Source organism: Spirosoma validum (genome assembly GCF_014699035.1).
Lineage (GTDB): Bacteria > Bacteroidota > Bacteroidia > Cytophagales > Spirosomataceae > Spirosoma > Spirosoma validum.
Genome location: NZ_JACXAA010000006.1, coordinates 14,288 through 38,538, shown reverse-complemented (window position 1 = coordinate 38,538; position 24,251 = coordinate 14,288). Strand labels below are relative to the sequence as shown.

Annotated in this window: 28 protein-coding genes; 18 read left to right on the top strand and 10 right to left on the bottom strand. The window is 45.0% G+C overall.

Annotated features, from left to right (window positions below; all coding sequences use genetic code 11):
- Positions 1-42: 42 nt before the first annotated feature.
- On the top strand, positions 43-1,071 hold the full coding sequence (locus IC230_RS16730; RefSeq protein ID WP_191040199.1) for a methionine synthase: 1,029 nt from the start codon (positions 43-45) through the stop codon (positions 1,069-1,071).
- A gap of 32 nt (positions 1,072-1,103) precedes the next feature.
- Here the strand turns inward: IC230_RS16730 and IC230_RS16725 are convergent, their stop codons facing one another.
- Together IC230_RS16725 and IC230_RS16720 are read right to left on the bottom strand one after the other, a co-directional pair.
- Positions 1,104-1,661, bottom strand: coding sequence for an acyl-CoA thioesterase (locus IC230_RS16725; protein ID WP_191040198.1), 558 nt, complete (start codon positions 1,659-1,661; stop codon positions 1,104-1,106).
- A gap of 143 nt (positions 1,662-1,804) precedes the next feature.
- A complete protein-coding gene (locus IC230_RS16720; RefSeq protein WP_191040197.1) occupies positions 1,805-2,131 on the bottom strand; it encodes a HesB/IscA family protein in 327 nt (108 codons plus the stop codon).
- Between the two features lie 81 nt (positions 2,132-2,212).
- Here IC230_RS16720 and mce point away from each other — a divergent pair, with 81 nt between their 5' ends.
- Genes mce through IC230_RS16700 form a run of 4 tightly spaced genes read left to right on the top strand, consistent with a single transcriptional unit; the run spans position 2,213 to position 6,107 of the window.
- Positions 2,213-2,620, top strand: coding sequence for a methylmalonyl-CoA epimerase (mce, locus tag IC230_RS16715; protein WP_191040196.1), 408 nt, complete (start codon positions 2,213-2,215; stop codon positions 2,618-2,620).
- Positions 2,621-2,626: 6 nt separating this feature from the next.
- A complete protein-coding gene (locus IC230_RS16710; protein ID WP_191040195.1) occupies positions 2,627-4,285 on the top strand; it encodes a M1 family metallopeptidase in 1,659 nt (552 codons plus the stop codon).
- A 50-nt stretch (positions 4,286-4,335) separates the two neighbouring features.
- Positions 4,336-5,484 carry an AAA family ATPase gene (locus IC230_RS16705; RefSeq protein ID WP_191040194.1) on the top strand — a complete coding sequence of 383 codons (1,149 nt, stop codon included), beginning with the start codon at positions 4,336-4,338 and terminating at the stop codon, positions 5,482-5,484.
- Positions 5,481-6,107, top strand: a complete 627-nt coding sequence (locus tag IC230_RS16700) for a DUF4276 family protein (protein WP_191040193.1) — start codon at positions 5,481-5,483, stop codon at positions 6,105-6,107. Before IC230_RS16705 ends, IC230_RS16700 begins: the two co-directional genes overlap by 4 nt.
- A gap of 66 nt (positions 6,108-6,173) precedes the next feature.
- Here the strand turns inward: IC230_RS16700 and IC230_RS16695 are convergent, their stop codons facing one another.
- A complete protein-coding gene (locus IC230_RS16695; protein ID WP_191040192.1) occupies positions 6,174-6,578 on the bottom strand; it encodes a hypothetical protein in 405 nt (134 codons plus the stop codon).
- A gap of 266 nt (positions 6,579-6,844) precedes the next feature.
- On the opposite strand from IC230_RS16695, the gene IC230_RS16690 reads away from it, so the two are divergent.
- Positions 6,845-8,236, top strand: coding sequence for a cystathionine beta-synthase (locus IC230_RS16690; RefSeq protein ID WP_191040191.1), 1,392 nt, complete (start codon positions 6,845-6,847; stop codon positions 8,234-8,236).
- A 93-nt stretch (positions 8,237-8,329) separates the two neighbouring features.
- Here the strand turns inward: IC230_RS16690 and rsgA are convergent, their stop codons facing one another.
- Both rsgA and IC230_RS16680 read right to left on the bottom strand, forming a co-directional pair.
- Positions 8,330-9,259: a ribosome small subunit-dependent GTPase A gene (gene rsgA / locus IC230_RS16685; RefSeq protein ID WP_191040190.1), complete on the bottom strand. Its 930-nt coding sequence runs from the start codon at positions 9,257-9,259 to the stop codon at positions 8,330-8,332.
- A gap of 98 nt (positions 9,260-9,357) precedes the next feature.
- The gene (locus tag IC230_RS16680) at positions 9,358-10,599 is read right to left on the bottom strand and encodes a 3-deoxy-D-manno-octulosonic acid transferase (protein WP_191040189.1); all 1,242 of its coding nucleotides are present in this window, start codon (positions 10,597-10,599) and stop codon (positions 9,358-9,360) included.
- A 59-nt stretch (positions 10,600-10,658) separates the two neighbouring features.
- On the opposite strand from IC230_RS16680, the gene IC230_RS16675 reads away from it, so the two are divergent.
- Both IC230_RS16675 and ytxJ read left to right on the top strand, forming a co-directional pair.
- A complete protein-coding gene (locus tag IC230_RS16675) occupies positions 10,659-10,967 on the top strand; it encodes a phosphoribosylpyrophosphate synthetase (protein WP_191040188.1) in 309 nt (102 codons plus the stop codon).
- A gap of 55 nt (positions 10,968-11,022) precedes the next feature.
- Complete coding sequence (gene ytxJ, locus IC230_RS16670) at positions 11,023-11,352, top strand: bacillithiol system redox-active protein YtxJ (RefSeq protein ID WP_191040187.1); 330 nt, start codon at positions 11,023-11,025, stop codon at positions 11,350-11,352.
- Between the two features lie 71 nt (positions 11,353-11,423).
- Here the strand turns inward: ytxJ and folB are convergent, their stop codons facing one another.
- From folB to IC230_RS16655, 3 genes are all read right to left on the bottom strand, one after another.
- Positions 11,424-11,774 carry a dihydroneopterin aldolase gene (folB, locus tag IC230_RS16665; protein ID WP_191040186.1) on the bottom strand — a complete coding sequence of 117 codons (351 nt, stop codon included), beginning with the start codon at positions 11,772-11,774 and terminating at the stop codon, positions 11,424-11,426.
- Positions 11,775-11,810: 36 nt separating this feature from the next.
- A complete protein-coding gene (locus tag IC230_RS16660; protein WP_191040185.1) occupies positions 11,811-12,752 on the bottom strand; it encodes a DivIVA domain-containing protein in 942 nt (313 codons plus the stop codon).
- Positions 12,753-12,870: 118 nt separating this feature from the next.
- On the bottom strand, positions 12,871-13,770 hold the full coding sequence (locus IC230_RS16655; RefSeq protein WP_191040184.1) for a WD40 repeat domain-containing protein: 900 nt from the start codon (positions 13,768-13,770) through the stop codon (positions 12,871-12,873).
- 75 nt (positions 13,771-13,845) lie between these two features.
- Between IC230_RS16655 and IC230_RS16650 the strand changes: the two genes are divergently transcribed.
- Positions 13,846-14,472 (top strand): 4'-phosphopantetheinyl transferase family protein, encoded by a 627-nt coding sequence (locus tag IC230_RS16650; RefSeq protein WP_191040183.1) that lies wholly within the window; start codon positions 13,846-13,848, stop codon positions 14,470-14,472.
- Between the two features lie 30 nt (positions 14,473-14,502).
- Here IC230_RS16650 and IC230_RS16645 read toward each other — a convergent pair whose 3' ends face one another.
- Positions 14,503-15,378: a transglutaminase-like domain-containing protein gene (locus IC230_RS16645; protein ID WP_191040182.1), complete on the bottom strand. Its 876-nt coding sequence runs from the start codon at positions 15,376-15,378 to the stop codon at positions 14,503-14,505.
- Positions 15,379-15,509: 131 nt separating this feature from the next.
- Here IC230_RS16645 and galE point away from each other — a divergent pair, with 131 nt between their 5' ends.
- From galE to IC230_RS16610, 7 genes are all read left to right on the top strand, one after another.
- The gene (galE, locus tag IC230_RS16640; RefSeq protein WP_191040181.1) at positions 15,510-16,544 is read left to right on the top strand and encodes a UDP-glucose 4-epimerase GalE; all 1,035 of its coding nucleotides are present in this window, start codon (positions 15,510-15,512) and stop codon (positions 16,542-16,544) included.
- A 56-nt stretch (positions 16,545-16,600) separates the two neighbouring features.
- Positions 16,601-17,665, top strand: a complete 1,065-nt coding sequence (gene rfbB / locus IC230_RS16635; protein WP_191040180.1) for a dTDP-glucose 4,6-dehydratase — start codon at positions 16,601-16,603, stop codon at positions 17,663-17,665.
- A gap of 75 nt (positions 17,666-17,740) precedes the next feature.
- Positions 17,741-18,601: a glucose-1-phosphate thymidylyltransferase RfbA gene (gene rfbA / locus IC230_RS16630; protein ID WP_191040179.1), complete on the top strand. Its 861-nt coding sequence runs from the start codon at positions 17,741-17,743 to the stop codon at positions 18,599-18,601.
- Between the two features lie 444 nt (positions 18,602-19,045).
- Positions 19,046-19,462 (top strand): hypothetical protein, encoded by a 417-nt coding sequence (locus IC230_RS16625; protein ID WP_191040178.1) that lies wholly within the window; start codon positions 19,046-19,048, stop codon positions 19,460-19,462.
- 89 nt (positions 19,463-19,551) lie between these two features.
- Positions 19,552-20,250 (top strand): hypothetical protein, encoded by a 699-nt coding sequence (locus IC230_RS16620; protein ID WP_191040177.1) that lies wholly within the window; start codon positions 19,552-19,554, stop codon positions 20,248-20,250.
- A gap of 341 nt (positions 20,251-20,591) precedes the next feature.
- Positions 20,592-21,404, top strand: a complete 813-nt coding sequence (locus IC230_RS16615) for a sensor histidine kinase (protein WP_191040176.1) — start codon at positions 20,592-20,594, stop codon at positions 21,402-21,404.
- 62 nt (positions 21,405-21,466) lie between these two features.
- The gene (locus IC230_RS16610; protein ID WP_191040175.1) at positions 21,467-22,123 is read left to right on the top strand and encodes a response regulator transcription factor; all 657 of its coding nucleotides are present in this window, start codon (positions 21,467-21,469) and stop codon (positions 22,121-22,123) included.
- Between the two features lie 67 nt (positions 22,124-22,190).
- Here the strand turns inward: IC230_RS16610 and IC230_RS16605 are convergent, their stop codons facing one another.
- Entirely contained in the window at positions 22,191-22,979 is a 789-nt protein-coding gene (locus tag IC230_RS16605; protein WP_191040174.1) for an SDR family oxidoreductase, read from the bottom strand.
- Between the two features lie 174 nt (positions 22,980-23,153).
- Between IC230_RS16605 and IC230_RS16600 the strand changes: the two genes are divergently transcribed.
- Positions 23,154-23,735: a LemA family protein gene (locus IC230_RS16600; protein WP_191040173.1), complete on the top strand. Its 582-nt coding sequence runs from the start codon at positions 23,154-23,156 to the stop codon at positions 23,733-23,735.
- Positions 23,736-23,810: 75 nt separating this feature from the next.
- Entirely contained in the window at positions 23,811-24,245 is a 435-nt protein-coding gene (locus IC230_RS16595) for a TPM domain-containing protein (RefSeq protein WP_191040172.1), read from the top strand.
- Positions 24,246-24,251 lie beyond the last annotated feature (6 nt).

The following is a 24,251-nucleotide window of genomic DNA, read 5'->3' as shown; positions in this document are numbered from 1 at the left end:
ACCGCTTTTCTTGAGAAAAGTTATATAAAACTCAGATACGTAGTGCAACCCATTCCTATTAAAACCACCGTTGTCGGATCGATGCCGTTTCCTGGCTGGCTCGAATTCTCCAGTCAGCATCTGGCACAGTTTGGTCCGGCCGATATCAACGAAATGATTGAAGATGCAGTCGTGGCTTCCGTTCATGACCAGGTAACAGCGGGTCTGGATGTCATTAGCGATGGCGAACAGACCCGATTTGACTTTAACCTGTCGTTCTACGGCTACATCAACGGTATTCAAAACAACGAAACCGAACTCCGGCGATTTGGCCCGCCCGCGCACGACCAACGCGGGAAGCATAACATCGTTGAACCACTGACAGCGCCTAAAGGATTGGGCGTAGTCGAGGAATATTTACGTCTGAAACGGTTAGCGCCAGAAGGGCAGGGGTTGAAAGTTTCCATTCCCGGTCCCTATACGCTCAGTGGACGGTTGTTACCGGGAAGTTTATACAAAGATCGCTGGGACGTAACGGAGGCCCTGCTACCGTTAGTCAATAAGGAAATCGAGACTCTGGTTGCGCTTGGCGTACCTGAAATTTGCGTGGATGAACCATCGATGTCATGCTACGCGTATCGTGAGGACACGAAGCGATTCGTCGATATTTTCAACCGGACAGTTGCGCCGGGCGTCGGTAAAACACGATTATCAATGCATCTGTGTTTCGGTAATTACAAAGGGCGTTCGGTGGGTAAAAAGACTATCGCGCCAATGCTCCCTGATTTTCTGGACATGAACGTCGACGAACTTCATACGGAAATGACCGTACTGAATTTTGCTGAAGTCAATCTGCTGGAACGGTTCGCTGAAAAATTCGACGTAGCAGTGGGTGTAATCGACGTGAAAAGCTATTATATCGAAACACCTGAAGATGTAGCAGAACGTATTCGTAAATGCCTGCCATACGTACCTGCCGAGAAATTAGCCGTTGCGCCCGATTGTGGTTTGAGCCAAACTGCCCGTTGGGCTTCTAAGCAAAAACTAGCGAACATGGTAGCGGGGGCAAAGATCGTTCGGGGAGAATTGTAAAGACGCATCGGCGGACCGGCAAGGATGTGTCTCTACATGACTAATCCATCGGCTAGCTGGCAGCGTTCATTGGTCAGCTTGTTAACGTTCTCATCGACTAGCATATGTGGTCTGGCCGAGTCGAAAAATTCTGCGAAAGAAGCTCGAAGCTCTTTTCGTTTCATCGCTTCCAGAAAACGGCGTACGTCTTCAGGCGTTTCCAGCAGGAGAGGGGGTACCTCCGTTGGCCGGTCATCATCGTCTTTTGCGACCATCGTGAAGTAACTAGTATTCGTGTGCTTCACTGTCCTTGATTTTACGTTCTCAGCCACTACTTTGATTCCCACCACCAGTGACGTGCGACCAACGTAGTTAACGGAAGCCATGAAGGATACCAGTTCGCCGACATCAACCGGCTGGCGGAAGTTGACGCCATCTACAGAAACTGTTACGCAATATTGCCCCGCATGTTTGGCTGCACAGGCATACGCCACTTTATCCATGAGCGAGAGTAGTGTTCCCCCATGTACATGACCACCAAAGTTGGCGTAGGACGGAATCATCAACTCAGTGAGCGTAGTGCGTGAATGGCTAACGGGCTTGGCTTGCATAACCGGGATCTATAGATTTAAGCGACTGACTGCGAAATTTTTATAAAGGTCGCAATCCACCAAAAATAAAAAAGTCGCTACGTAGCGACTTTTTGAAATCAGGGCAATGTATATAGGGCTGATAATGCTGGTCGCATTACCAGTTAAACGGCGAAACTTTCACCGCAACCGCAGGTACGACTGGCGTTCGGGTTTTTGAACTGGAAGCCTTTACCATTCAGGCCATCCGAAAAATCAAGTTCGGTGCCAGCCAGGTATAGCAGGCTTTTCCGGTCTACCAGAATCTTGACTCCTTTATCTTCAACAACGTGATCGGTTGGTTGCTGCTTGGCATCAAACTGTAAATCATACATTAAACCTGAACAGCCTCCACCCTGCACGCCTACACGAATCGCATAGTCTTCGCCAAGACCGTCTTTCTGACGTAGTTCGACAATTTTATTCTTAGCAATTTCTGAAACCGTAACCATAGTTGTAATTGAGTCAAATTTGACGCATATCGATGCTTTCTCTATAACTTTCGGCCAAACGGAAAAGTTCTTTCTATACCCATGCTGACCAATGTTGAACATATCGGAATTGCCGTACGGGATATTGCCGCATCAAACGACCTGTTTACCAAGCTACTAAACGTTGCGCCCTATAAATCGGAAACGATTGAGTCAGAGAATGTAACGACGTCGTTTTTTCAGGTGAATCAGACAAAAATAGAACTGCTTGAAGCTACTAGCTCTGAGAGTGCGATTGCCCGGTTTCTGGAGAAGAAAGGGGAGGGAATTCATCATGTCGCCTTTGAGGTAGATGACATTAAGGCCGAAATGGAACGGCTAAAAAACGAAGGGTTTACGTTAGTGAATGAAGTACCCAAACGGGGAGCCGATAACAAACTAGTGTGTTTCCTGCATCCAAAAGGCACGAATGGTGTGTTAATTGAATTATGCCAGGAGATTAAGGAGTAACGGAGAATGAAGAAAAATAGAGGGTTTTTAGTTGGATTACTTATTTTGGCTGTAACCGTTGCCCAGGCGCAACTACCTGGTAATAGTGCTCGCTACACACAGCCCGGTGTCGATGTTCAGAACTACACATTCTCCATTACGTTAAGCGACTCAACTAATAAAATTCAGGGCGAAGCGACCATCCGGTTTACCCGCGCCGATGATCGACAAACCGTCTGGTTCGACCTCATAAGCGCCAAGCCCGGCGCGCGTGATTCTGCTCAAACGGGTATGACAGTACGTAGCGTGACTCTGTCAGATGGGAAAGCAGTGCCGTTTAGCCAACGTAACGATCGCGTATTTATCAACCTTCCCGCGGCTCCAAACCAATCAACGGACGTAGTGATTCGCTATGATGGCATGCCGGGAAAAGGCTTGATCATCAGCCGGAATAAATTCGGCGACCGCACGTTTTTTGGCGATAACTGGCCGAATAATGCCCGAAATTATCTGCCGGTTGTCGACCATCCCTCCGACAAAGCAACCTGTTCGTTTAGCGTGAATGCACCTGCTACGTATCGCATCATTGCGAATGGAAAGTTTATGGGCGAAAACACCTTGCCGAACGGACGTAAATTAACCCGCTGGCAGGAAAGCACACCGATTCCGACGAAAGTGATGGTGATTGGAGCCGCAAAATTTGCTATTGATGAGGTTGGCTCGGTTAGTGGAATACCCGTTCAAAGCTGGCTATACCCACAAGACAGCCAGAAAGGGTTTGTTGATTACCGGCCTGCCAAAGCGATTCTTCAGTACTTCATCGACAAGATCGGGCCTTACTCGTACGAGAAACTAGCGAATGTACAGTCGACGACGATTTTTGGCGGAATGGAAAATGCCAGCTGCATTTTTTACGATGAGAAAATCATCGTTGGCAAGAAAGATTCGGACGTAGAAGCGCTGCTGGCTCATGAAATTGCTCACCAATGGTTTGGCAATTCGGCTACAGAATCGGACTGGGCACACCTCTGGTTGAGTGAAGGGTTCGCTACGTATTTTTCAGCACTCTACCTCGAACATGCCTACGGTCGCGATACGCTCAATGGCGTCCTGAACCAGAACAAAAACCAGATTTTTCGATACACGGCTTTGAAACCCAAAAATACTGTTATCGACTCCACCACGACAAATCTGATGGATTTGCTGAATCCCAACGCGTATCAGAAAGGCGGTTGGGTGTTGCACATGCTACGTCATGAATTGGGTGACGATACGTTCTGGAAAGGCATTCGAACGTACTACGCAACGTACCGGAATAAAAATGCCCAAACCAGCGATCTTCAGAACGTAATGGAAAGCGTTTCGGGAAAGAAGCTAGGCCAATTCTTTCAGCAATGGCTAAGCCAGCCTGGTTATCCTGACGTAGTTTGGGGATCGCGCTACGATGCCACTAAAAAATCGTTGGTGATTGACATTAGACAGGCGCAACGTACCGGTTCTTACTTCACAATTCCCTTAACGTTCAGCATTCGGGGAAGTAACGGGCGCGAGTTACAACGTACCGCCCGCCTGACCATGAACCAGCAAGCGCAGATATTCACGATCCCCCTGGCGACCAAACCAACGACCGTTGTGATTGATCCTGATAATACCGTACTGATGCGGGCCACGCAAATGGACAACTAAATTCATAACTTGCGCTTTATCACTACGTTGCCATTAACCGCTCTCCGACCATGCTCAAGCGCGTTTCGATCCAGAACTTTAAGAGTCTAAAAGACATCACGCTCGACCTCCAAAAAGTCAACCTGCTCATTGGCCCGAACAACTCTGGTAAGACAAATTTCTTGAAGGCACTAGAGTTTTGTTATGATGCTCATGGCTTAGAGGAAATAGAAATGAAGATTGGTGATGAAGACGAAGCTGAAGAGACAGGTATGTTTATCATTGAAAATTATACTATAGTAGAAAAATACAATTATTTAAAAACTGTTTTTAAAAGAAATGGACAATCAGAAGTTAGTTTTCAATTATTATTTGACGATAATGTGAAAGCCTATATAGAATGGTCTGCCGAAAAAAGCAGAATTGTTCGCAATGTAGATGGTTCCAACGGTAAATTCTTTAATGCGAAAGAATCTATTCAGGCTCTGAAAAACGATTTGGGAAAAATCACTATTTATAAACCTGATTCTAATAAGCTTACTCAGCCAGGCTTAGTTGGTACTGGTGAAGAAGTAGTAAATGCAGACTGCTCCAATTTAGTTGGCTTTTTAGACTTAATGTTGGGTAAATACAGAAGGACTGTTTTTAATCGTACAGAGAACGATTTAAGTACTTGCATTCCAGAATTTGATGAAATTAATTTAGAAGACGCTTCGCCAACTGATGAACTTAAGAAGTTGCATGGAGACAAATCCTTCAAACGTATTGGATTAAGCAACAGCAAACAAGATATAACTTACTGGGCTGACGAACTTTCGGAAGGTACGCTCTATTTTCTTGCTCTTCTTTGTATCATCAACCAACCCAATCCACCGAAACTTCTTCTTCTGGAAGAACCTGAAAAAGGTATTCACCCGCGTCGAATTCGAGAAGTAATGGATTTCATTTTTCGACTAGCTGAGGAAAAGGATATACAGATTATTCTTACTACGCATAATGAGAACGTTCTGAATGAATTTACGTCTATGCCAGAGGCTGTGTTTGTCTTTTCAAAAGATGAGGAAGGATCAACGCACGTAAAAAATTTACAGAAAGACATTATCGAGCCATCCCATCAACGTAGTCGTGAAACGGGAACAAAAGAAATCGACTTCACCAGCAATTTGGGTGAAAACTGGATGTATGGTTTGTTAGGTGGTGTTCCCGAAGAAGTTTTATGAAATCAGCATTAGTGTACACTCTGGTTGCCGAAGGTTTCACCGAATACACGTTTATTCCAATTTATCTAAAACGGGTAGCTGCTGAAAAAACATTGCAGATAAAACGTAGTAGCCTTGACTTACTTAAGAAACAGCCCAGCAAATCGAAGGTGCTTGTAGAAGCTGAAGATCTTTGCCTCAAAGCATTACGTGATGAGAATCAGGCGTTCTGTATTGTCGGTGTTGATTTGGACGGGCCCGATCAAACCGATGAGCAGCAGGAACACGTCAAAGAATGTGATAAACTAATCAAAGCATTGGGGAGTGCTTATAAGCCAAACACATACAAGGCTAGAATAGCAATCTATGTTCCAATTCAAGCTATCGAGCACTGGTTAATTTATCAAGCTTATCATTCCAAATTAATTGATAAACCTGTTGCGAACAGCATTGAAAAAGAGTCCCAAGACAAACTGAGGAAACTATTGTATGGCAGTAAAGATGATCGCCGTCAAATGCAATCAATAGCACAGACCATTGCGGAAAAAGCTGATTTCAATGAACTAGCCAAGCAATCCCGAAGTTTCGCCCATTTTCACAATCAGATAATTGCCTTTCTTGAACAGTATAGTAAGCAATCCTAATCCAAACAATAACAAAACAGCCACGGTCGTGAGACCGTGGCTGTTTTGTTATTGTTCAATGATCAATTAGTTCAGCGTAATCGTACGAGCAGGAGCCTGGGCGTGTTGCGTAGCCAGCGTAACCGGGTAAACCGTTACGTCGTTGCCAGCGGAAAGCTCAACGCTGTAGGCGCCATCCTGAAGTTCTGACATATCGAACTGAAAATGGAAATTGCCTTGCTTTTTGTTAACGATTTGTCTGGCTAAAACTCGGCCATCGGTACCTTTTATCGAGACAAGCATCATCTGCCCCGGTGTCCGTTCAACGAAAACGTTCAGTTTCGAAGGCGTCGATGATGGGAAAACGGCTACTTTGTACGAGTCCGTTGTTACGGTTGGATTGGCTGCTGTTGGTGTGGTAGCTGCCGTTGATGCCAATGTGGCCGTGCTTAAAAGCAGGGCAGTCAGTAGTGATTGTGCAAACGTTTTCATGAGTTGTTCGTATTTGTGTGGTAGTGAATAATGGCGGTTCGCCGTTGCGATTAAAAAGAATGGTTCAAAGGTATAGCGCTTTAAACCACTCATAAATAGAGGTTTGTATGAAAGCGCAGAACCATAGGCTGAATGGTTATAAACCGATGACGAATCGTTACGTGGTCGACAGGATAGTTTGGCAAACGAACTAACCGCTTCTGGCGTTTACTTGAATAAATCACAGAACGTAGCTCCCTTACCCGGCTAAAAGGCTACCTACCAACATGAACTATCACAAGTCAATAATCGACACCATTGGCAATACACCCTTGGTGAAGCTCAACAAAGTCACGAAGGGAATTAAAGGAACAATTCTGGCTAAAGTCGAATATTTCAATCCGGGTAATTCGGTAAAAGATCGTATTGCCGTACGCATGATCGAGGATGCCGAAGCGCGCGGATTGCTGAAACCCGGCGGTACGATCATCGAAGGAACAAGTGGCAACACCGGAATGGGCTTAGCGCTGGCGGCTATCGCCAAAGGCTATAAATGCATTTTTACGATGGCCGATAAGCAGTCGAAGGAGAAGATTGATATTCTACGGGCGGTTGGTGCTGAAGTTGTCGTTTGCCCCACGAACGTAGCGCCCGACGATCCGCGGTCTTATTACTCGGTTGCTAAAAAACTAAACCGCGACATTCCCAACTCGCTGTATCCTAATCAATATGATAATCCAGCCAATACGGCTGCTCACTACGAAACGACCGGTCCCGAAATCTGGCGTGATACTGATGGCAAAATCACGCACTTCGCGGCTGGCGTCGGTACGGGCGGTACTATTTGTGGTACGTCGAAATTTCTGAAAGAGCAGAATTCAGAGATTGTTTCCGTTGGGCTCGATACGTATGGCTCGGTTTTCAAAAAATACAAAGAAACCGGCATCTTCGACGAGAGAGAGATTTATCCATACATGACCGAAGGCATTGGCGAAGATATTCTGCCGCAAAACGTGGACTTCAGCGTAATCGATCACTTTGTGAAAGTCACGGATAAAGATGCGGCTATTATGGCCCGACGATTAGCGCGTGAAGAAGGCTTATTCGTTGGCTGGTCGTGCGGTACGGCGGTGCATGGCGCATTGGAGTGGGCAAAAGATCATCTCACTGACGATGACGTACTGGTGATTCTATTACCCGATCATGGTACGCGCTATCTCGCCAAGATTTATAATGATACGTGGATGAAAGACCATGGTTTTCTGGAAGATCGTGCATTCAAAACCGCCAGGGATATTATTCAGCATAAAAATGGTGGTGCGACAGGCCGACAGTCGCAGCTTACTACGATCGGTGCTGGCGTGTCGATTAGTCAGGCGATCCACGTTCTGAATCGGTATGGTATTTCGCAGATTCCCGTTACTGACGAGACCGGTACTATTGTTGGTAGCCTGACCGACTCGACTATCCTGAACAGGCTTATAGAAGATCCCACCGTAAAAGATCACGCTGTCAGCGACGTAATGGACAAGCCATTCAAATTTGTTGGTTTGGACAATACGATTGATGCGTTGTCATCACTCATAGACCGGGACAACAAAGCTCTGCTGGTTCGCGATGAGAAGGAGCAAGTGCACATTATCACACAAGCCGATTTGCTGGCTGCTATGACGAATTGATGTAAAAATTTGTCGGGCAGAAACTGGACATGTAACCGAGATTCTTACTGGGGAAAGGGTTTTGCAGAGACGTATCGTTTCGTCTCTACAAAATCACCGCCGGTTGTCTCCGCCTTCCACCATACTCAAATAACTTAGGTAACGACTTTCTGCAATTTCACCTTCGGCAACGGCATCTTTGATAGCGCAACCGGGCTCATTGATGTGAAGGCAGTTATGGAAACGGCACTGATTCAGGCGCTCGCGCATTTCAGGAAAATAATGACTGATTTCTTCCTTCGACGTATCGATCAACCCCAACTCTTTAATACCCGGCGTGTCGATAATATATGTATTGGGAGCTAGTTCAAACATTTCGGCAAAGGTGGTCGTATGTACACCTTTGTTAGCAAAGGTCGAAACCTCGTTGGTACGTAGATTCAAGTCAGGTGCAATGGCATTGACGAGCGATGATTTGCCGACGCCCGAGTGACCCGATAACAGAGTAACCTTGTGATCAAGCAGTTGCCGGAACTCGTCAACGCCTACACCTTCTGTGGCGGATGTAGACAAGCACTGATACCCAATCCGTTCGTACATATCCATGATTTCCTGCTGGTAGGCCAGGCCCTCGTCGTTCAAAATGTCGGCTTTGTTGAAAATGACTTTTGTTGAAATACGAAACGACTCGGCCGAAACCAGAAACCGGTCGATGAAACCCAGCGAAGTGCGTGGTAACGTAAGCGTTGCTAACAGTATCGCCTGATCAATATTGGCCGCCAGAATATGTCCATGCGCTGTTTTATGGACTGACTGGCGAATAATATAATTCTCTCGGGGCGCAATATCACTGATGATAGCTGTGTTCTCTGCTTTATCTTCCACCTCAAAGGTCACCCGATCACCGACCGCAATCGGATTGGTAACCTTGAGGCCTTTAATTTTAAATTTCCCTTTCAGTCGTCCCTGAAAGATATGACCATCCGCGTCGCGAACGTCGTACCAGGAACCTGTGGAACGTATAACTAAGCCGTTGTATGCCAATGAATAAGAGAGAATGAGTGGAACAGGGCCGCCGGTGCGGAGCGAAGTTAGGACCGAGTAGCGAAGCTTGTATTACCATAGCAACGGTTTACTCGTACCTACTCACTCGTTAAGAATTGCCTTACAACCTCCATAACCGTTGCTGTGGCGCCAATGTTCCGGTGTACATAAGCGCGGCTGATACGAGCGGCTTCTGAAGGATCTGCGTATTGTTTTTTGAATAAAGTTGTCAACTCGTCTACGTTGTCGATAGGGAAAGCCGCACCTTCCTTAACTAAATCAACCGCTTCCTGGAACTTGTCGTAGTCAGGGCCAAAAAATAAGGGCATACCGAACGTAGCAGCCTCTAAAATGTTATGCAGTCCCTGTTTAAAGGCCCCGCCGACGTAGGCAAATTCGCCGTACTGATACAGGGAGGAAAGCATGCCAATGTTATCGATGAAAAGCACTTCTGCGCTACGTACATCTGTTACGTTGGTCTGCGAAAAACGGACAGAGGACTTGGTTAATTGGGCTCGCCAGCGCTCAATTTCATCATCATGAATTTCATGGGGAGCAATAATGGCTTTCAGTGGTTGATCGAACGCATTCAGAAAGGGAATCAATACATTCATATCCTCTGGCCAGGCGCTTCCGATCACCAAAAGAGGCTGTTCGTTCTTGAAGGCATTCGCTATCGGTATTTCTTTTCTGGCCGCTGCTACTTGGTCAACCCGGTCGAAACGCGTATCGCCTGCCAGTGTTACGTTCGTGATATCAATACGTTTCAGCAAATCGATGGATTCCTGATTCTGAACCAGAATATGATCGAAGCTATGAAGCATGGTGCGATAAAAACCACCATATGATTTGAAGAAAAGCTGATCGGGTCGAAAAATAGCCGAGAAGGAAATAGTAGGTACGTTAGTTTTTTTTAACTCCCGCAGGTAGTTGTACCAGAATTCGTATTTAATGAAAAACGCCATTTTAGGTTTTACCAACTGGATAAACTTCCGGGCATTATCAGACGTATCAGCCGGTAAATAGATGATGTAGTCTGCACCTTCATAGTTTTTTCGCACTTCATAGCCCGAAGGCGAAAAGAAAGTCAGCAGAATTTTATACGTTGGATATTGCTCCCGAAAAGCTTCGATGACGGGACGCCCCTGTTCAAATTCGCCCAATGAAGCCGCATGAAACCAAACGATCGGCGCTACGTTGCCAGCAAGTTTCTGAGTTAAGGTAGCCGCCCAATCACGTCGGCCTTCAACCCACAACCGGGCTTTGGGATTAAAGGATGCGGCCAGACGCATCAAAAACTGGAACGTAGCGATACCAGTATTATAAAATCCGGAAAACAAGCGAATACGCGGTTGGTTATAGTTACAAAGCTACAAACTCACCATTAAATCTATCATCTATGCAAGCTTACGATACGCTTACTGAAGCCATTGACGGTTTACGCAAGCAAGGTTTCACATTAGACTATAATCTAAAACCTGACCATCTACATTGCCAAACCAATGATATAGAACTAAGCCCTGCTGATTTCGATATCGTAGATGTGTATCGGTTCGAGGGAGAAACCGACCCCGGCGATGAGACGGTACTATACGCTATCGAAGCGAAGAATGGCGATAAAGGTACGTTAGTCGATGCTTATGGTGTATATGCAGAAGCTATCTCTCCTGAAATGGCTGGGAAGCTTCGTTATACACCTGAAAACTGACGAACTTTTCAAGCTGCCAAATGCGTTTTTTGCCAATAGAACCTATGTCGGTATAATGAACTGGAACAAAATAACGAGTGACGCTCAGCTCGACGTAATTAAGGAAGAATCCGCTAAACAGCCTGTGTTGATTTTTAAGCACAGTACTACCTGTTCGATTAGTGCAATGGCTCTTAGCCGTATGGAGCGCAATTGGAGCGATCAACTTGGTGTGAAACCGTATTACCTGGATTTACTGGCTAATCGGCCCATCTCCCGGCAGATTGAAAGCGTATTTGGCGTTGAACACGAGTCGCCACAGGTCCTGCTTATCCGTAATGGCAAATGTATTTATGATGCCTCGCATATGTCTATTTCGTTTGCTGGATTGCAACAAGCGGTGTAAACGCGCAGGATATTGGGCTAAGGGTCGGAGAGGCATATCCCTCTGCCCTTAACCCAATATCCTGCACTACTCTATTCTTTCAATGTAATCTTTGCGCGGTGACAGACTCCACCGATAGGTGGATTGAACTTCGATACGCTTACCTCAACCGCTTGTAGATCAGAGTATTTTGCGCGAATTTCCTGGATGATTTGATGAGCAATGTGCTCAAGAAGCCGGGCGGGCTGTTTCATAACGCCGGTCGTGATACGATATAAATCCTCGTAATTGACCGTAGCACTCAGGCGGTCTCGTCGGGCGGCCTCCGAGAAATCAGCCGTCACAATAATATCGACGGAGTATTTGTTGCCAATTTTTTGCTCCTCATCATAAAAACCATGATAGGAGAAAAATTCGAGACCTTCTAACGCAATTGTTCCCATACATATGGTCGTAGTGCAGGTGGAAATCTGCGCTACTTAAATCTGATCGAAAAACGAACCACCTTTCTTAGGCTGATCCTCCTCGGCTGCTTTGACCGGAATAGGCTCTGGTTCTGGTGTATTTACTTCTGCTAATGTTGAGGCTGGTTCTTTGTCGTCTACAATGGCTTTTACGTTATTTTCCGATACTGACTCCTGAATTGCTTCAGGTTGACTCGAATGCTGAATCGCCTTATCAAGCTTTTCGATTACCGATTCATCGACCGGAATAGCCTCAGGAATGGATGGTTCGCGTTGAGTTAATGGAGGCAGGTTAGCAACAGAACTTGCTGGTGCGGCAGGTGAAGGGGTCGTATCAGGTTGCTGCTCATTTTTTAACGCTTTTTTCGCATCCTCCTGTTTGAGCTCTTCCTTAATCTGCGTAGCAACTTCGTCAATTTTACCTTTCAGATTTTGCTTGGTGAATTTCTTCTCAAATCGTTCCACACTGTCAACGGCATTGCCCGCAAGGGTACGGATCTGTACCGACAAATTTTCTTTATAACCTTCCAGAGCTTTGAAGTCGTGCTCTAATGATTTTAAATCATTCAGGATATTATCTTTCAAATAACGAGCCTGATTTTCAGCGTCCTGAACCATCAAGGCCGAACGTTTTTTAGCATCGGCCAGTAACGAATCTGCTTTCTGTTTAGCCTCACCAATGTATTTTTCGCCTGCCTTATTCGCCTGTTCCGTGATTTGAGTACTGGTGTCTTCCGCTGTTTTCAGCGTGCGAAACAAGGTCATTTCTACTTCTTTCAGCTTGCCTAATTCCTTCTCTGCCAGTTCAAGCTGCATTTTCAACATTTTATAATCGCTGGTTACGCGCTCCCATTCTTCGGCTAGTGAAGCCAGAAACGCGTCGACCTCTTCTGTTTTATAACCGCGCAACCCTTTGTCAAAAGTGTGCTGCCGGATTTCGATGGGCGTAAATTTCATTGGTGCGCTAAGGAGTTTGGTGTTACCGATTATCAGTGAGAGGTGAAATAACGTTCATAATACTGATTTTACAAAAAATAGCCGGAAAAATAGAGGATACGCACCTGAACACTGACAATCAACCTACTTGCCATACCGAAATCGTCCGATCATCACTGGCTGAAAGCAATTGTTGATGGTAGTTTGTCCAGAGCAATTTATTCACCGACGTACCGTGACCAGCATGACGTGCCCGGTCTACAACTTTCAACAATCGATACGTATCGGCATCCCATATCTTGATGGATTTATCCATGCTGGCTGTGGCAAATAAATTCCCATCAGGACTGAATGTCAGATGATTGATGGCAAACATATGGGCTGCCGTATCATTCACCAAAGCGTATTTTTGCTCTACGTCCCATACTTTCAAATGAGCATCGCGCCCACCCGTTAGAAGAAAGCGAAAGTCAGGTGAATAGGTAAGGGTAAAGACCGAGTTGGCATGCGCTGGAATGACTTGCTTAAGTATATACGTTGTCAGATCAAAAATACGTACTGAGTTATCGCTATAGCCCACAACTGCTTCACGTTCCACTGGATTAATGGCTATGCATCTTGCAGACTGATCTGACGCCTTAATATGCTTCTTCACCACCATTTGTTCTGTATCGAGTACGGCAACGATTCCGTCGGATAAAGCTACAAAGGCGTCGTTCTTATAAAACTTGATGTCGAAAATAGCGGCTGAAGTTAGCTTTAAGGAATTGACCTCTTTTTTGTGAACCGTATCGATCAGATGGAGTCCTTCATAGTTTTGGCCCACCCACAATAAGTTACTTGCTGGATGTAAGGCAAGCGCATAAACAGAGGCTGGTACTTTGGCAACTAAATCGCCCCGATCGGGTCGGTCGAGATGCCAACGTACAATTAGGCCGTCAGCCCCCGCTGAAAAGAACTGATTGGTTTCTAATCCCGTTTCGAGTGCATAAACACAATCCCGGTGGCCACCAAACGTATCGATTTTTTCTACAATCACAGTAAAAATGGATAAGTTAAGGGTCAAAGGTCGTTAAACCTTTCTTTTTCTCAGATCACTTCCGACTTTTGATTTGTGACGTTTCGAGTAGATATACATAGTGATTGCATAGTTTCGCTCCGAGCCATAACCGAAGACGAACCAACATTGCGGCATGCCCTGTCGCTAACGATTTCGGAACAGGAAGATCTGGCTACTATAACACACCCGGCACAACGTATTGAATGGCTGGCCTGCCGGATAGCTATTCGTCAGTTAGTTGAAGCGGAGGGAATGGTATATAGCGGCTTGCAAAAAGATGAATTCGGTAAGCCACATCTCATCAATTCTCCCTGGCATGTCTCCTTATCACACACAATTGGCTGGGCAGCTGCCGTTTTACACCGGTCAAGACCAGTTGGGATTGACATTGAACCGATTCGCGATCAATTCAGGCGCGTAGTGCCCAGAGTTTTATCAGACAGTGAGATTGCGCATGCCGCTGGCGACCCTAACCGTTTGGCAGTTTACTGGTGTGCAAAAGAAGCCTTGTACAAACTGTACGGCAAGCGGCAACTTACGTTTCGAGAGCATTTACACATCGAACCCTTCTCGGACGAAGAAGATCGTTTGGTAGGGCATGTACGCCTACCCAATCATGAAGAACAACTGGTGATCCGATGCTTCCGAATCGGGCCAGGTTTACTAGCAGTAGCGTTTTAATGTAAAAACATAACGTAGTGCGTCTTTACATTACCGTTGCGTATAATCCGACAGCGGGAGGCCGTCACCATCATCCTGAACCGTTTGAAGAATTTTTTCAACCTCACGAACCCGATCGGTATCCCCATTTTTCTCAAAGGCCAGTGTCAGATTACGTAACACACGTCGAACAATATCGGCGTTCGTACAGGGTTGATAGAACGTATCTAACCGCTTGATGTTCAGCTGGTCGATGTATTGGTCAATGTCTTTTGTGGTAAATATGAGGCCACGGTTGAAGACATTGATGTAGAATTGAACACCATTGCTGTTTTTGTAGGTAAGCACAAATAAATTAGGCAGATTAACACCATAAACAGGCAGGTTCAAGCGCTTGGCAATGAGCATGTACAACACACAAAGCGTGATCGGATTCCCTCGGCGCGATTCGAGTACTTGATTGATCATCGAATTAGCAGGCGAATGGAAATGCTTCGTATTCGGCGCAAATTTAAGTTTTGAAAAAAATGCACTGTTCATCGCTTTGATTTGCTCATCAGGATGCATATCTGGTTTAAAATCCACCCACACGTCATAGAATAACTGCTCTATGTCCTGCTTTAATTTGCTGAGTGACAGGTCAGGATACTGATACGTTGCTACAATCCAGAGCCCTTCGAGGAGATCCATAGCCCCACCGTTTTTCCAGTCGCGCATGCGATCCAGTACGGATTCGTATTGCAGATCGTGAATAATTTCCTCGATACGTTTTTGAAGATCAGGGTTGAAACTTCCTTCCCATTCGGCTTCCAAAAAAGGAATCATTTGCCCGCCCATCTGCCGAATTTGCTGTTCGACATGCTCGACTACTTCCCGGTCCTCATCATCCAAAAGCGAGATCAGCGCTTTCAATTCGTTGTCGTTCATGCGTTATAATTACTTTTCTGGATAACCTCAAAATAAAAACTGTTTTCGGAAACCTCCTGAATATACTACTTTTGTCTGGTTTTAGGAGTTATAGAGACAAAGTAGCAACAAAATTTTTATAAAAAAACGGTTTGATCCCTACAGGCAATTCTTCCAAAATTTTAGTTACGGGCGGGGCTGGTTTCATTGGTTCGCACACGGTTGTTTCGCTGGTTAACGCTGGGTACGAACCGATCATTATTGATGATTTTTCAAATTCTCAACGTTCGGTACTTTCAGGACTCCGGTCGATTTTAGGTCATGACGTACGTTGTTATCCGGTCGATTGTAACGACGAGGCCGAAATGACGAGTATCTTTCAGAAAGAAAAACCCATTGGCGTTATTCACTTTGCCGCTTATAAAGCCGTCGGTGAATCGGTTGCTCAACCATTGAAATACTACCGTAATAATCTTGATTCGTTGTTGCTGTTGCTGGAGCTGATGCAGGCGTTCAAGGTTCCCCATCTCGTATTTTCATCGTCCTGCACCGTGTACGGCCAGCCCGAACAATTACCGGTGACAGAAGAAACCCCCCGGCTCCCGGCGCAATCACCATATGGTAACACAAAAGCCATTGGTGAGGATATTATTCGCGATGCGGTACGGGCAAAAATTCCAGTCAAAGCGTTGGCGTTACGGTACTTCAATCCCATTGGCGCCCATCCATCAGCCGAAATTGGTGAATTGCCATTGGGAGTTCCGGCTAATCTGGTTCCGTTTATTACGCAGACAGCCGCTGGTATTCGACCGAGTCTGACTGTTTATGGCGACGATTACAGTACGCCCGATGGTACGTGTATTCGCGACTATATCGACGTAATGGATCTGGCCGACGCCCACGTGCAAGCTGTTAAAAAGCTTATTGATACTGATGTTGAATCGCTCTATGATGTGATCAACATCGGTACAGGTCGGGGCGAAACGGTTCTGAACATTATAAAAACGTTTGAGGATGTCACAGGCGTTAAGGTAAATTATACGATTGGGCCGCGCCGGACGGGTGATGTTGAAAAAGTATACGCCGACGTGACAAAAGCCAATACCGTATTAAACTGGACGGCTCAGCGTTCACTAGCCGATTCATTACGGGACGCCTGGAAATGGCAGCAGCGATTAAGTGTATAGTTTCAAATTCCAGACTGGAATCTACTACGTAAAACTGAAACAGGAAACGTTGAATCATGAAGAAAATACTTATTACCGGTGGTGCCGGATTTATTGGCTCTCACGTCGTACGGTTGTTTGTTACAAAATACCCTGAATATCAGATTTATAATCTTGATGCGCTGACATACGCTGGCAACTTGGCGAACCTGACAGACATCGAAAACGCACCAAACTATACGTTCATCAAAGGTGACATCACTGATGCGAAATTTCTGGAGGATATGTTCGCGGAACTATCGTTTGATGGAGTAATTCACCTGGCAGCCGAATCTCACGTTGACCGCTCGATCACCGATCCGATGTCATTCGTAATGACCAATGTAGTCGGAACGGTGAATTTGCTTAATGCGGCTAAAAATAGCTGGGCTGAGAGTTCGTCTGGCTTCGAGGGAAAGCGATTCTACCATGTTTCGACAGATGAAGTATATGGATCATTACATAATCCGGAAGATTTCTTTACTGAGGAAACATCATACGATCCACAATCACCTTACTCGGCGTCGAAAGCAGCCTCTGACCACTTTGTTCGGGCGTATGGCAATACGTATAAACTTCCGGTTGTTTTATCGAACTGCTCAAATAATTATGGACCCAATCATTTTCCGGAGAAGCTGATTCCGTTAATGATTCATAACATTCAGACCAACAAGCCGCTGCCCGTCTATGGAAAAGGCGAAAACGTACGCGATTGGCTCTTTGTCGTTGATCATGCGCGGGCCATCGACGCCGTCTTTCATACTGGCAAACTCGGCGAGACGTATAACATTGGTGGATTCAACGAATGGAAAAATATTGATCTTGTGAATCTGCTGTGTCAGATCATGGATCGCAAGCTGGGTCGTTCGGAAGGTACGTCGGCCAAGCTTATTACCTACGTAACTGACCGGGCTGGCCATGATCTACGCTACGCTATTGACGCGAATAAAATCATGAATGACCTGGGTTGGCAACCGTCGCTTCAGTTTGAAGAAGGTTTGGAAAAAACCGTTGATTGGTTCCTGACGAATCAGGCTTGGTTAGACAACGTAACGTCAGGCGCTTACCAGAGTTATTACCAGGGAATGTACTCGAATAGATAAATTTTGAATGAGCGGATGGGTAAGTATCTGGATTACAGATATTAACGCATTCGCTCATTTGCTCATTCATACACCATGAAAGGAATCATACTTGCCGGAGGCTCCGGTACACGTCTTCATCCATTAACGCTGGCTGTTTCAAAACAACTCATGCCCGTTTACGACAAGCCGATGATTTATTATCCGCTGTCGATCCTGATGCTGGCAGGCATCCGCGAAATTCTGATTATTTCGACTCCTCACGATTTGCCGCACTTCGAAAAATTGCTTGGCGACGGTGAGCGAATTGGCTGTAAATTCAGTTATGCTGTTCAACCCAGCCCCGACGGACTGGCGCAGGCGTTCATCATTGGCGAAGAGTTTATCGGCAACGAAAAAGTGGCGCTGGTATTAGGCGACAATATCTTTTATGGCTCAGGTCTGTCAAAATTGCTTCAGGCTAACAATGATCCCGAGGGAGGAGTCGTTTATGCGTATCAGGTACATGATCCCGAGCGTTATGGTGTAGTTGAGTTTGACGATAACTTTAACGTACTGTCCATTGAGGAGAAACCCGAGAAGCCTAAGTCTAACTACGCAGTGCCAGGGCTGTATTTTTATGATAATGACGTCGTTGAAATTGCCAAAAATATCAAACCATCTCCTCGGGGCGAGTTAGAGATTACGGATATTAACCGTGTCTATCTGGAGCGCGGTCAATTAAAGGTAGGTGTGTTGGACCGCGGTACAGCTTGGCTTGACACAGGTACGTTTGAGTCACTGATACAAGCGGGGCAATTTGTTCACGTCATTGAAGAGCGACAGGGACTGAAAATCGGTTGTATTGAAGAGATAGCGTACCGCATGAAATTCATTACCGCCGACCAGTTAGCAATTATCGCTAAACCATTGGTTAAAAGCGGTTATGGAGCCTATCTGCTGAATTTGCTTAAATAGATTCACAGAAAATAGGAGAGAGCTTGATAAGCGAAGTTCGATCCGAACGAAACAAGAAAAAAACGCCGGGGTCAAATTGCCCCGGCGTTTTTTGTTAACCTAACCTATGATCGGAGCGCCGAAGCGGATATGAAACTCGTTTCTGACTGCCCAGTCCGTTACAATACAAAAGTAGCTTGCTATTAAACGTCTTTTAAGCGCAAAAACCCTGATTTTATAATAGAAAAACGGAACAGGCAGAAGTCCGCACTTTGATACGTATTTATACGCATTGGTAAATAAATAATATGGCTCAAGTGGTTGTCTAACAGTAAATTATACTAATACAGTAGAATTTGGTCAGTTTTGGTAGAAGATGAGAAGTATTGTAGGTTAGAGTCGCTTTCCGTTTATATCCATCCTCTAGTAGCCTTATAATAGTCAAAATTTCAACCCTTTCCATTTATGAGTGTTTTCACAAAAGATGCAGGACGTATTCTTGATCCAAAAGAAACCCAGGCCATGACGGGAGCTTACCGAGAACGCAAATTGAACGTTGGCTTAAGGCCAACGGAGTACGTCCGCTCGGAATTTTTTGGTATCGACCAAGTGCAAAATTTATTGAATCAGCCCGGCTGTGTTGGCCTTCGTGTTCATCACGCCAAACGTTGGGAAGATAAAAAAGGCAATCCTACTAGTGAAGGGGAAGGCCAACTTAAGCCCCGTGTTCTGCTGACCGCTGTAGATGCAAAAGGTAATAATCTGCCAATCTATTCTGATAATGCTGGTATGAAAGATATGCCCGTCAGAACTGGGGGAATGATGGCCTTAGCCGATGGACCCGTGTGTCCTCCTCATTGTGGTGAAACAGATACGAATTAGGCTGGAGGGATGTTATCTAATATCATATCTAAGAAACACCAGCTCTATTAAACTGTTGATAATAATTCTACAGAATAATTTACGTATCAATGGCAAAGGCCACTATGTGGGAAACGTTTATTGACTTAATTATTCGTTATCCATTAGATTTTATTTCACAATTATTTGCTTTACTACCCATAACAATCGGTCTGTTTCGTTTTAATCATCTGACAGTATCGATGAAATGGGTAGTGTTATTTTTTTTAGCTTATTTTTTGAAAGATAGTATAGCATGGATACATAGTCTACAGCGAGAGAGTAATCTATATCTTTATAACTTATTATCATTCCCGGAGATAGCAATTGTCGCCGTTATTTATGCGTTTAGTATGCCAAGACAGTCGAAGAAAATAATAGGGTTTACTCTTGGTTGTTTATTGTTGAACTTTTTTTTCTATTCCAGTCAAGCAATATCAGCTGGAAATCTTACTATAGCTCGTTTATTTATTATTATCATTATTTTAGTTTATTTAAATCATGTTCTGAATGAATCTTTAGTTCGAAATATTCTCAGGCACGATTTATTTTGGTTTAGTGCAGGTTTACTGATCTATGCGGCTGGCACATTTTTTATTTTCCTGTTTGGCAAAGAACTGTTCAATTTTAATGCTTCTAAAGCCTATGAAACCTTTGATTTCTACTGGAATTTCCAGGAAATTATATTCATTATATGCTGTATATTATCAACTGTCGGTATAAAGTTTAGCGAATCCAATAACAGGTCAAATTTTGCTACTGAATTATAATAGTTTATGGGGAACAGAAGTCTTAGTAGCTATTAAGATATTGAATAAAAATTGTGCAGAATCTTAACTATGTAAATAGGTCATTAGCCGATTTATAAGGCTGTATCTAAAGAAGTGACAAATGATTTTAAGTTAGTAGAGAAAAATTGGTACAGATTTTTATCTCTTAAATTATTTTCCGAATATCTAGAGTTTCTCATAAATAAGGGGAGAATTGTATCTTTAATGCCTATGCTTTTATTCTTTTGTTACCATTCGCTCAATCATATAGTCAAATCATTGACATTCAGTACATGATTTGCCAATTTTACTTTATTCGCATTGAATTGTAAATAACTCTAATGTCAATCGATTCTAGTTTTGCAATTGCTGTTGGTACGGCTGTGTTGTTGATGATGGCTATTTTTATCATCATCTTCGTAGCGTATTATCAGCAAAAACAGGCAAAACAGCAGCTAGCGCTTAAAGAGTTACAGGCGCAACATCGGCGCGAACTCATGGCCGCTACGTTCAAAGGTCAGGAAGAGGAACGCAAACGACTTGCTGAAGATATGCACGATGGCATTGGTACGATGCTATCGATTACTAAAATGAGCCTGAACCAGTTGGAACAAAAGCTGGGTGGTGAAATGCAAGTAGGTTTCGAGTTTCAGAAAACGCGATCCATGATCGATGAAACCATGACTAACGTTCGGCGTATTAGCCGAAATCTGGTACCGACCACGCTCGAACGGTTTGGACTACTGGCTGCGCTTGAAGAACTGGTCGATCGTGCTAACGATGGGGACCTGGAGATGCAGTTGATTTATCCAGAATCATCTACTCAATTTTCTCCGAATTTGGAGTTAATGCTGTATCGGATTACGCAGGAATTAGTTAACAACGCAATTCGGCATGCCCGCGCTCGACATATTACGATTCAACTGGTTAGCTTTGATAACGAGATTCGCTTGTCGGTAGTCGATGATGGAATCGGGTTTGATTTCGATGCGATCATGGAGAATCGGCAAGGCGGGTTGGGCCTGCGAACTATTGAAAGCCGACTGAACGTAGTGAATGGCTACGTAACTTTCGATGTAGCTCCCGGACGTGGTTCACAGATTCATGTACAGGTGCATCTGCATGATGCACAGCCTGTTGATTTATTGAGTTAATTTGTTTGCTAAATTACCGTTGTTCGCGACTAATACGGCATGACCTTTAACTCCACCTCTCTATGCGAAAGATCAAATTGGCTCTCTGTGACGACCATACACTGTTTCGTGTCGGAATGTCTACGATTCTCGGTCAGGTTCAGGATTTTGAGTTGATTCTGGAAGCGAGCAACGGGCAGGAATTGATTGATAAAGTTTCCCGCAAAACACCCGATGTCGTTTTGCTTGATTTACAGATGCCGGTCATGGATGGTACGGCTACCGCCGACTACATGCGCGAACATTTCCCACTCGTGAAAATCGTGGTACTGACCATGCACGACGAGGATCGCATGGTTTTGCATCTGCTCGAAAAGGGCGTAAGCGGCTATCTTCTGAAAGATGCTGATGCGGGCGAGGTGGAAAAAGCCGTTCGAAAAGTAATGGACGAAGGCGTTTACCTGAACGAGTTTGTCTCGAAGGCAATGCTGCGCAAAATGACCAATAAAACGAGCGTTAAACCCGTCAGCACGCTTTATAACAGCAAAATCCTTTTGTCTGAACGTGAAAAAGAAGTGTTATCGCTAATTTGTGAGGGCTTGTCGACCAACGAAATCAGCGAGAAAATCTTTCTAAGTCCTCGCACTGTTGAAGGACACCGATTACGTATTCTCGAAAAAACGGGTACCAAGAATACGGCGGGCATGGTGGCATACGCCTTCAAGAACAGCTTAGTCTAAGAATCGTAAGGCATAGAAGATCAGTAGCCGCCTTTTACTCACGTTGGTAGTTACTGACTGAAAGCTTTTATAGACTCCCTGTCTTTCCGCCGTCCACTGGTACATTTATGCCATTGATTGAAGCCGCAGCGGGTGTGCATAGAAAAGCTACCGCAGCAGCAACTTCTTCGGCAGTAACAAATCGTTTGGTTGGAATTTCACGTTCCATCTGGGCGGCTACTTCTTCCTCTGTTTTACCCGTCGTTTTTGCCCGCATACTCACTACACTATCTAATCGGGCTGTTCTTGTATAGCCTGGCAACACATTGTTGACTGTTATGCCGAAATGCGCTATCTCCAGCGATAGCGTTTTTGCCCACTGGGCTACCGCACCCCGAATGGTATTCGACACGCCTAATCCAACGATCGGTTGCTTGATCGATGTTGAAATAATATTAACGATACGTCCATAACCGGCACGTTTCATCGCCGGAAAAACAGCCTGTACCAGAGCCTGATTGTTTAGCAGATGATTATGAAACGTCTGCACAAACTCTTCTGATTTTGCTTCAATCAACGGACCACCGGCGGGACCACCCGTGTTGTTGATGAGAATTTGTACATCCGGGAATTGGGCCAAGTGTTCAGCTATAGCTTTGGCAACGGCATCAGGCTGGCTGAAGTCAGCCACTACGTAGCGATGCTGTTGGGCTTTCGCTGTATCCAGCTCATTCAAGGTAGTTTTGAGCGCTTGCTCATTGCGCGCCATTAGTACTACGTCGGCGCCCAATAAGGCAAGCTCAATGGCCGAAGCACGACCAATTCCCTGCGTACTACCGCACACAAGCGCTGTTTTTCCGGTTAAATCAAGATTCATTACGTTGCTTAGGTTACGTCGACTACCGACAGCGTTGAAATTAGCGTATGCCAGTCATCAATACAAATGCCAAACAAAAAGGGCAAAAGTACCGTTGACGTAGTTTTACGTAAACAAATTAGTAGTTTTGGACAACTTTGAAAGCAGTTCTAACCTTTTGCATTCTTACAAACCATGTCAAAGTCTTTAATTATTGTGGTGGTGATTGCCCTGATTCTGGGTATGTACGGTTGTAGTTCCTACAACGGTCTGGTTCAGAGCGACACGAACGTACAGGAGAAATGGGCTCAGGTTCAAACGCAGTACCAACGTCGGGCTGATTTAATTCCAAACCTGGTCCGGACCGTACAGGGAGCTGCCAATTTTGAGAAGAGCACCTTAACCGCTGTTATTCAGGCGCGTGCCAATGCAACCGGAATTAAACTGAATGCCGATCAACTAACTCCTGAAAATATTCAAAAATTTCAGGCCGCTCAGGATCAGTTAAGTGGTTCGCTATCAAGACTGTTAGCGGTTGCAGAGAGTTATCCGAACCTGAAAGCAAACCAGAATTTCTCTGAGTTGCAGGCGCAGTTGGAAGGTACGGAAAACCGCATTGCTGTATCCCGAAATGATTTTAACGGAGCTGTAAAAACGTACAATCAGTCTGTACGTTCGTTCCCGAACAATATTTTCGCTGGTATTTTTGGCTTCCCGGTTAAAGGCTTCTTTGAGGCTTCTCAGGCCGCACAAAGCGCTCCAACGGTGCAGTTTTAAATAGCGTTGGGCAAAGGGGTAAGGGCGTAGAGTGAAAACTTTATTCCCTACCCTATGCCCTATGCCCTATGCCCTATGCAAACCAACATTTTTACGTCCGACGAGCAACAACGTATCATCGAAGCCATTCGGCAAGCGGAGAAAGCTACGTCAGGTGAAATTCGGGTTCATGTTGAGCCACAGTGCCCCACTGGTGACCCTATTGAGCGGGCGATTGAGGTGTTTGCCCGACTAGGTATGCATCAGACGAAGGAGCAAAATGGAGTCCTGTTTTACCTGGCTCACGCTGATCGAAAATTCGCTGTAGTAGGAGATAAAGGAATTGATGCTAAAGTGCCTGCTGATTTTTGGAAAACGACGAAAGATTTACTCCGAAATCATTTTGCCGCTGGTGAATATGCTATAGGGTTAAGCCGGGGCATCGAGCGAGCTGGGGAGCAGTTAAAACACTATTTCCCATACGCTAGCGACGATACCAACGAACTCGCCGACGATATTTCGTTTGACTAATACTAC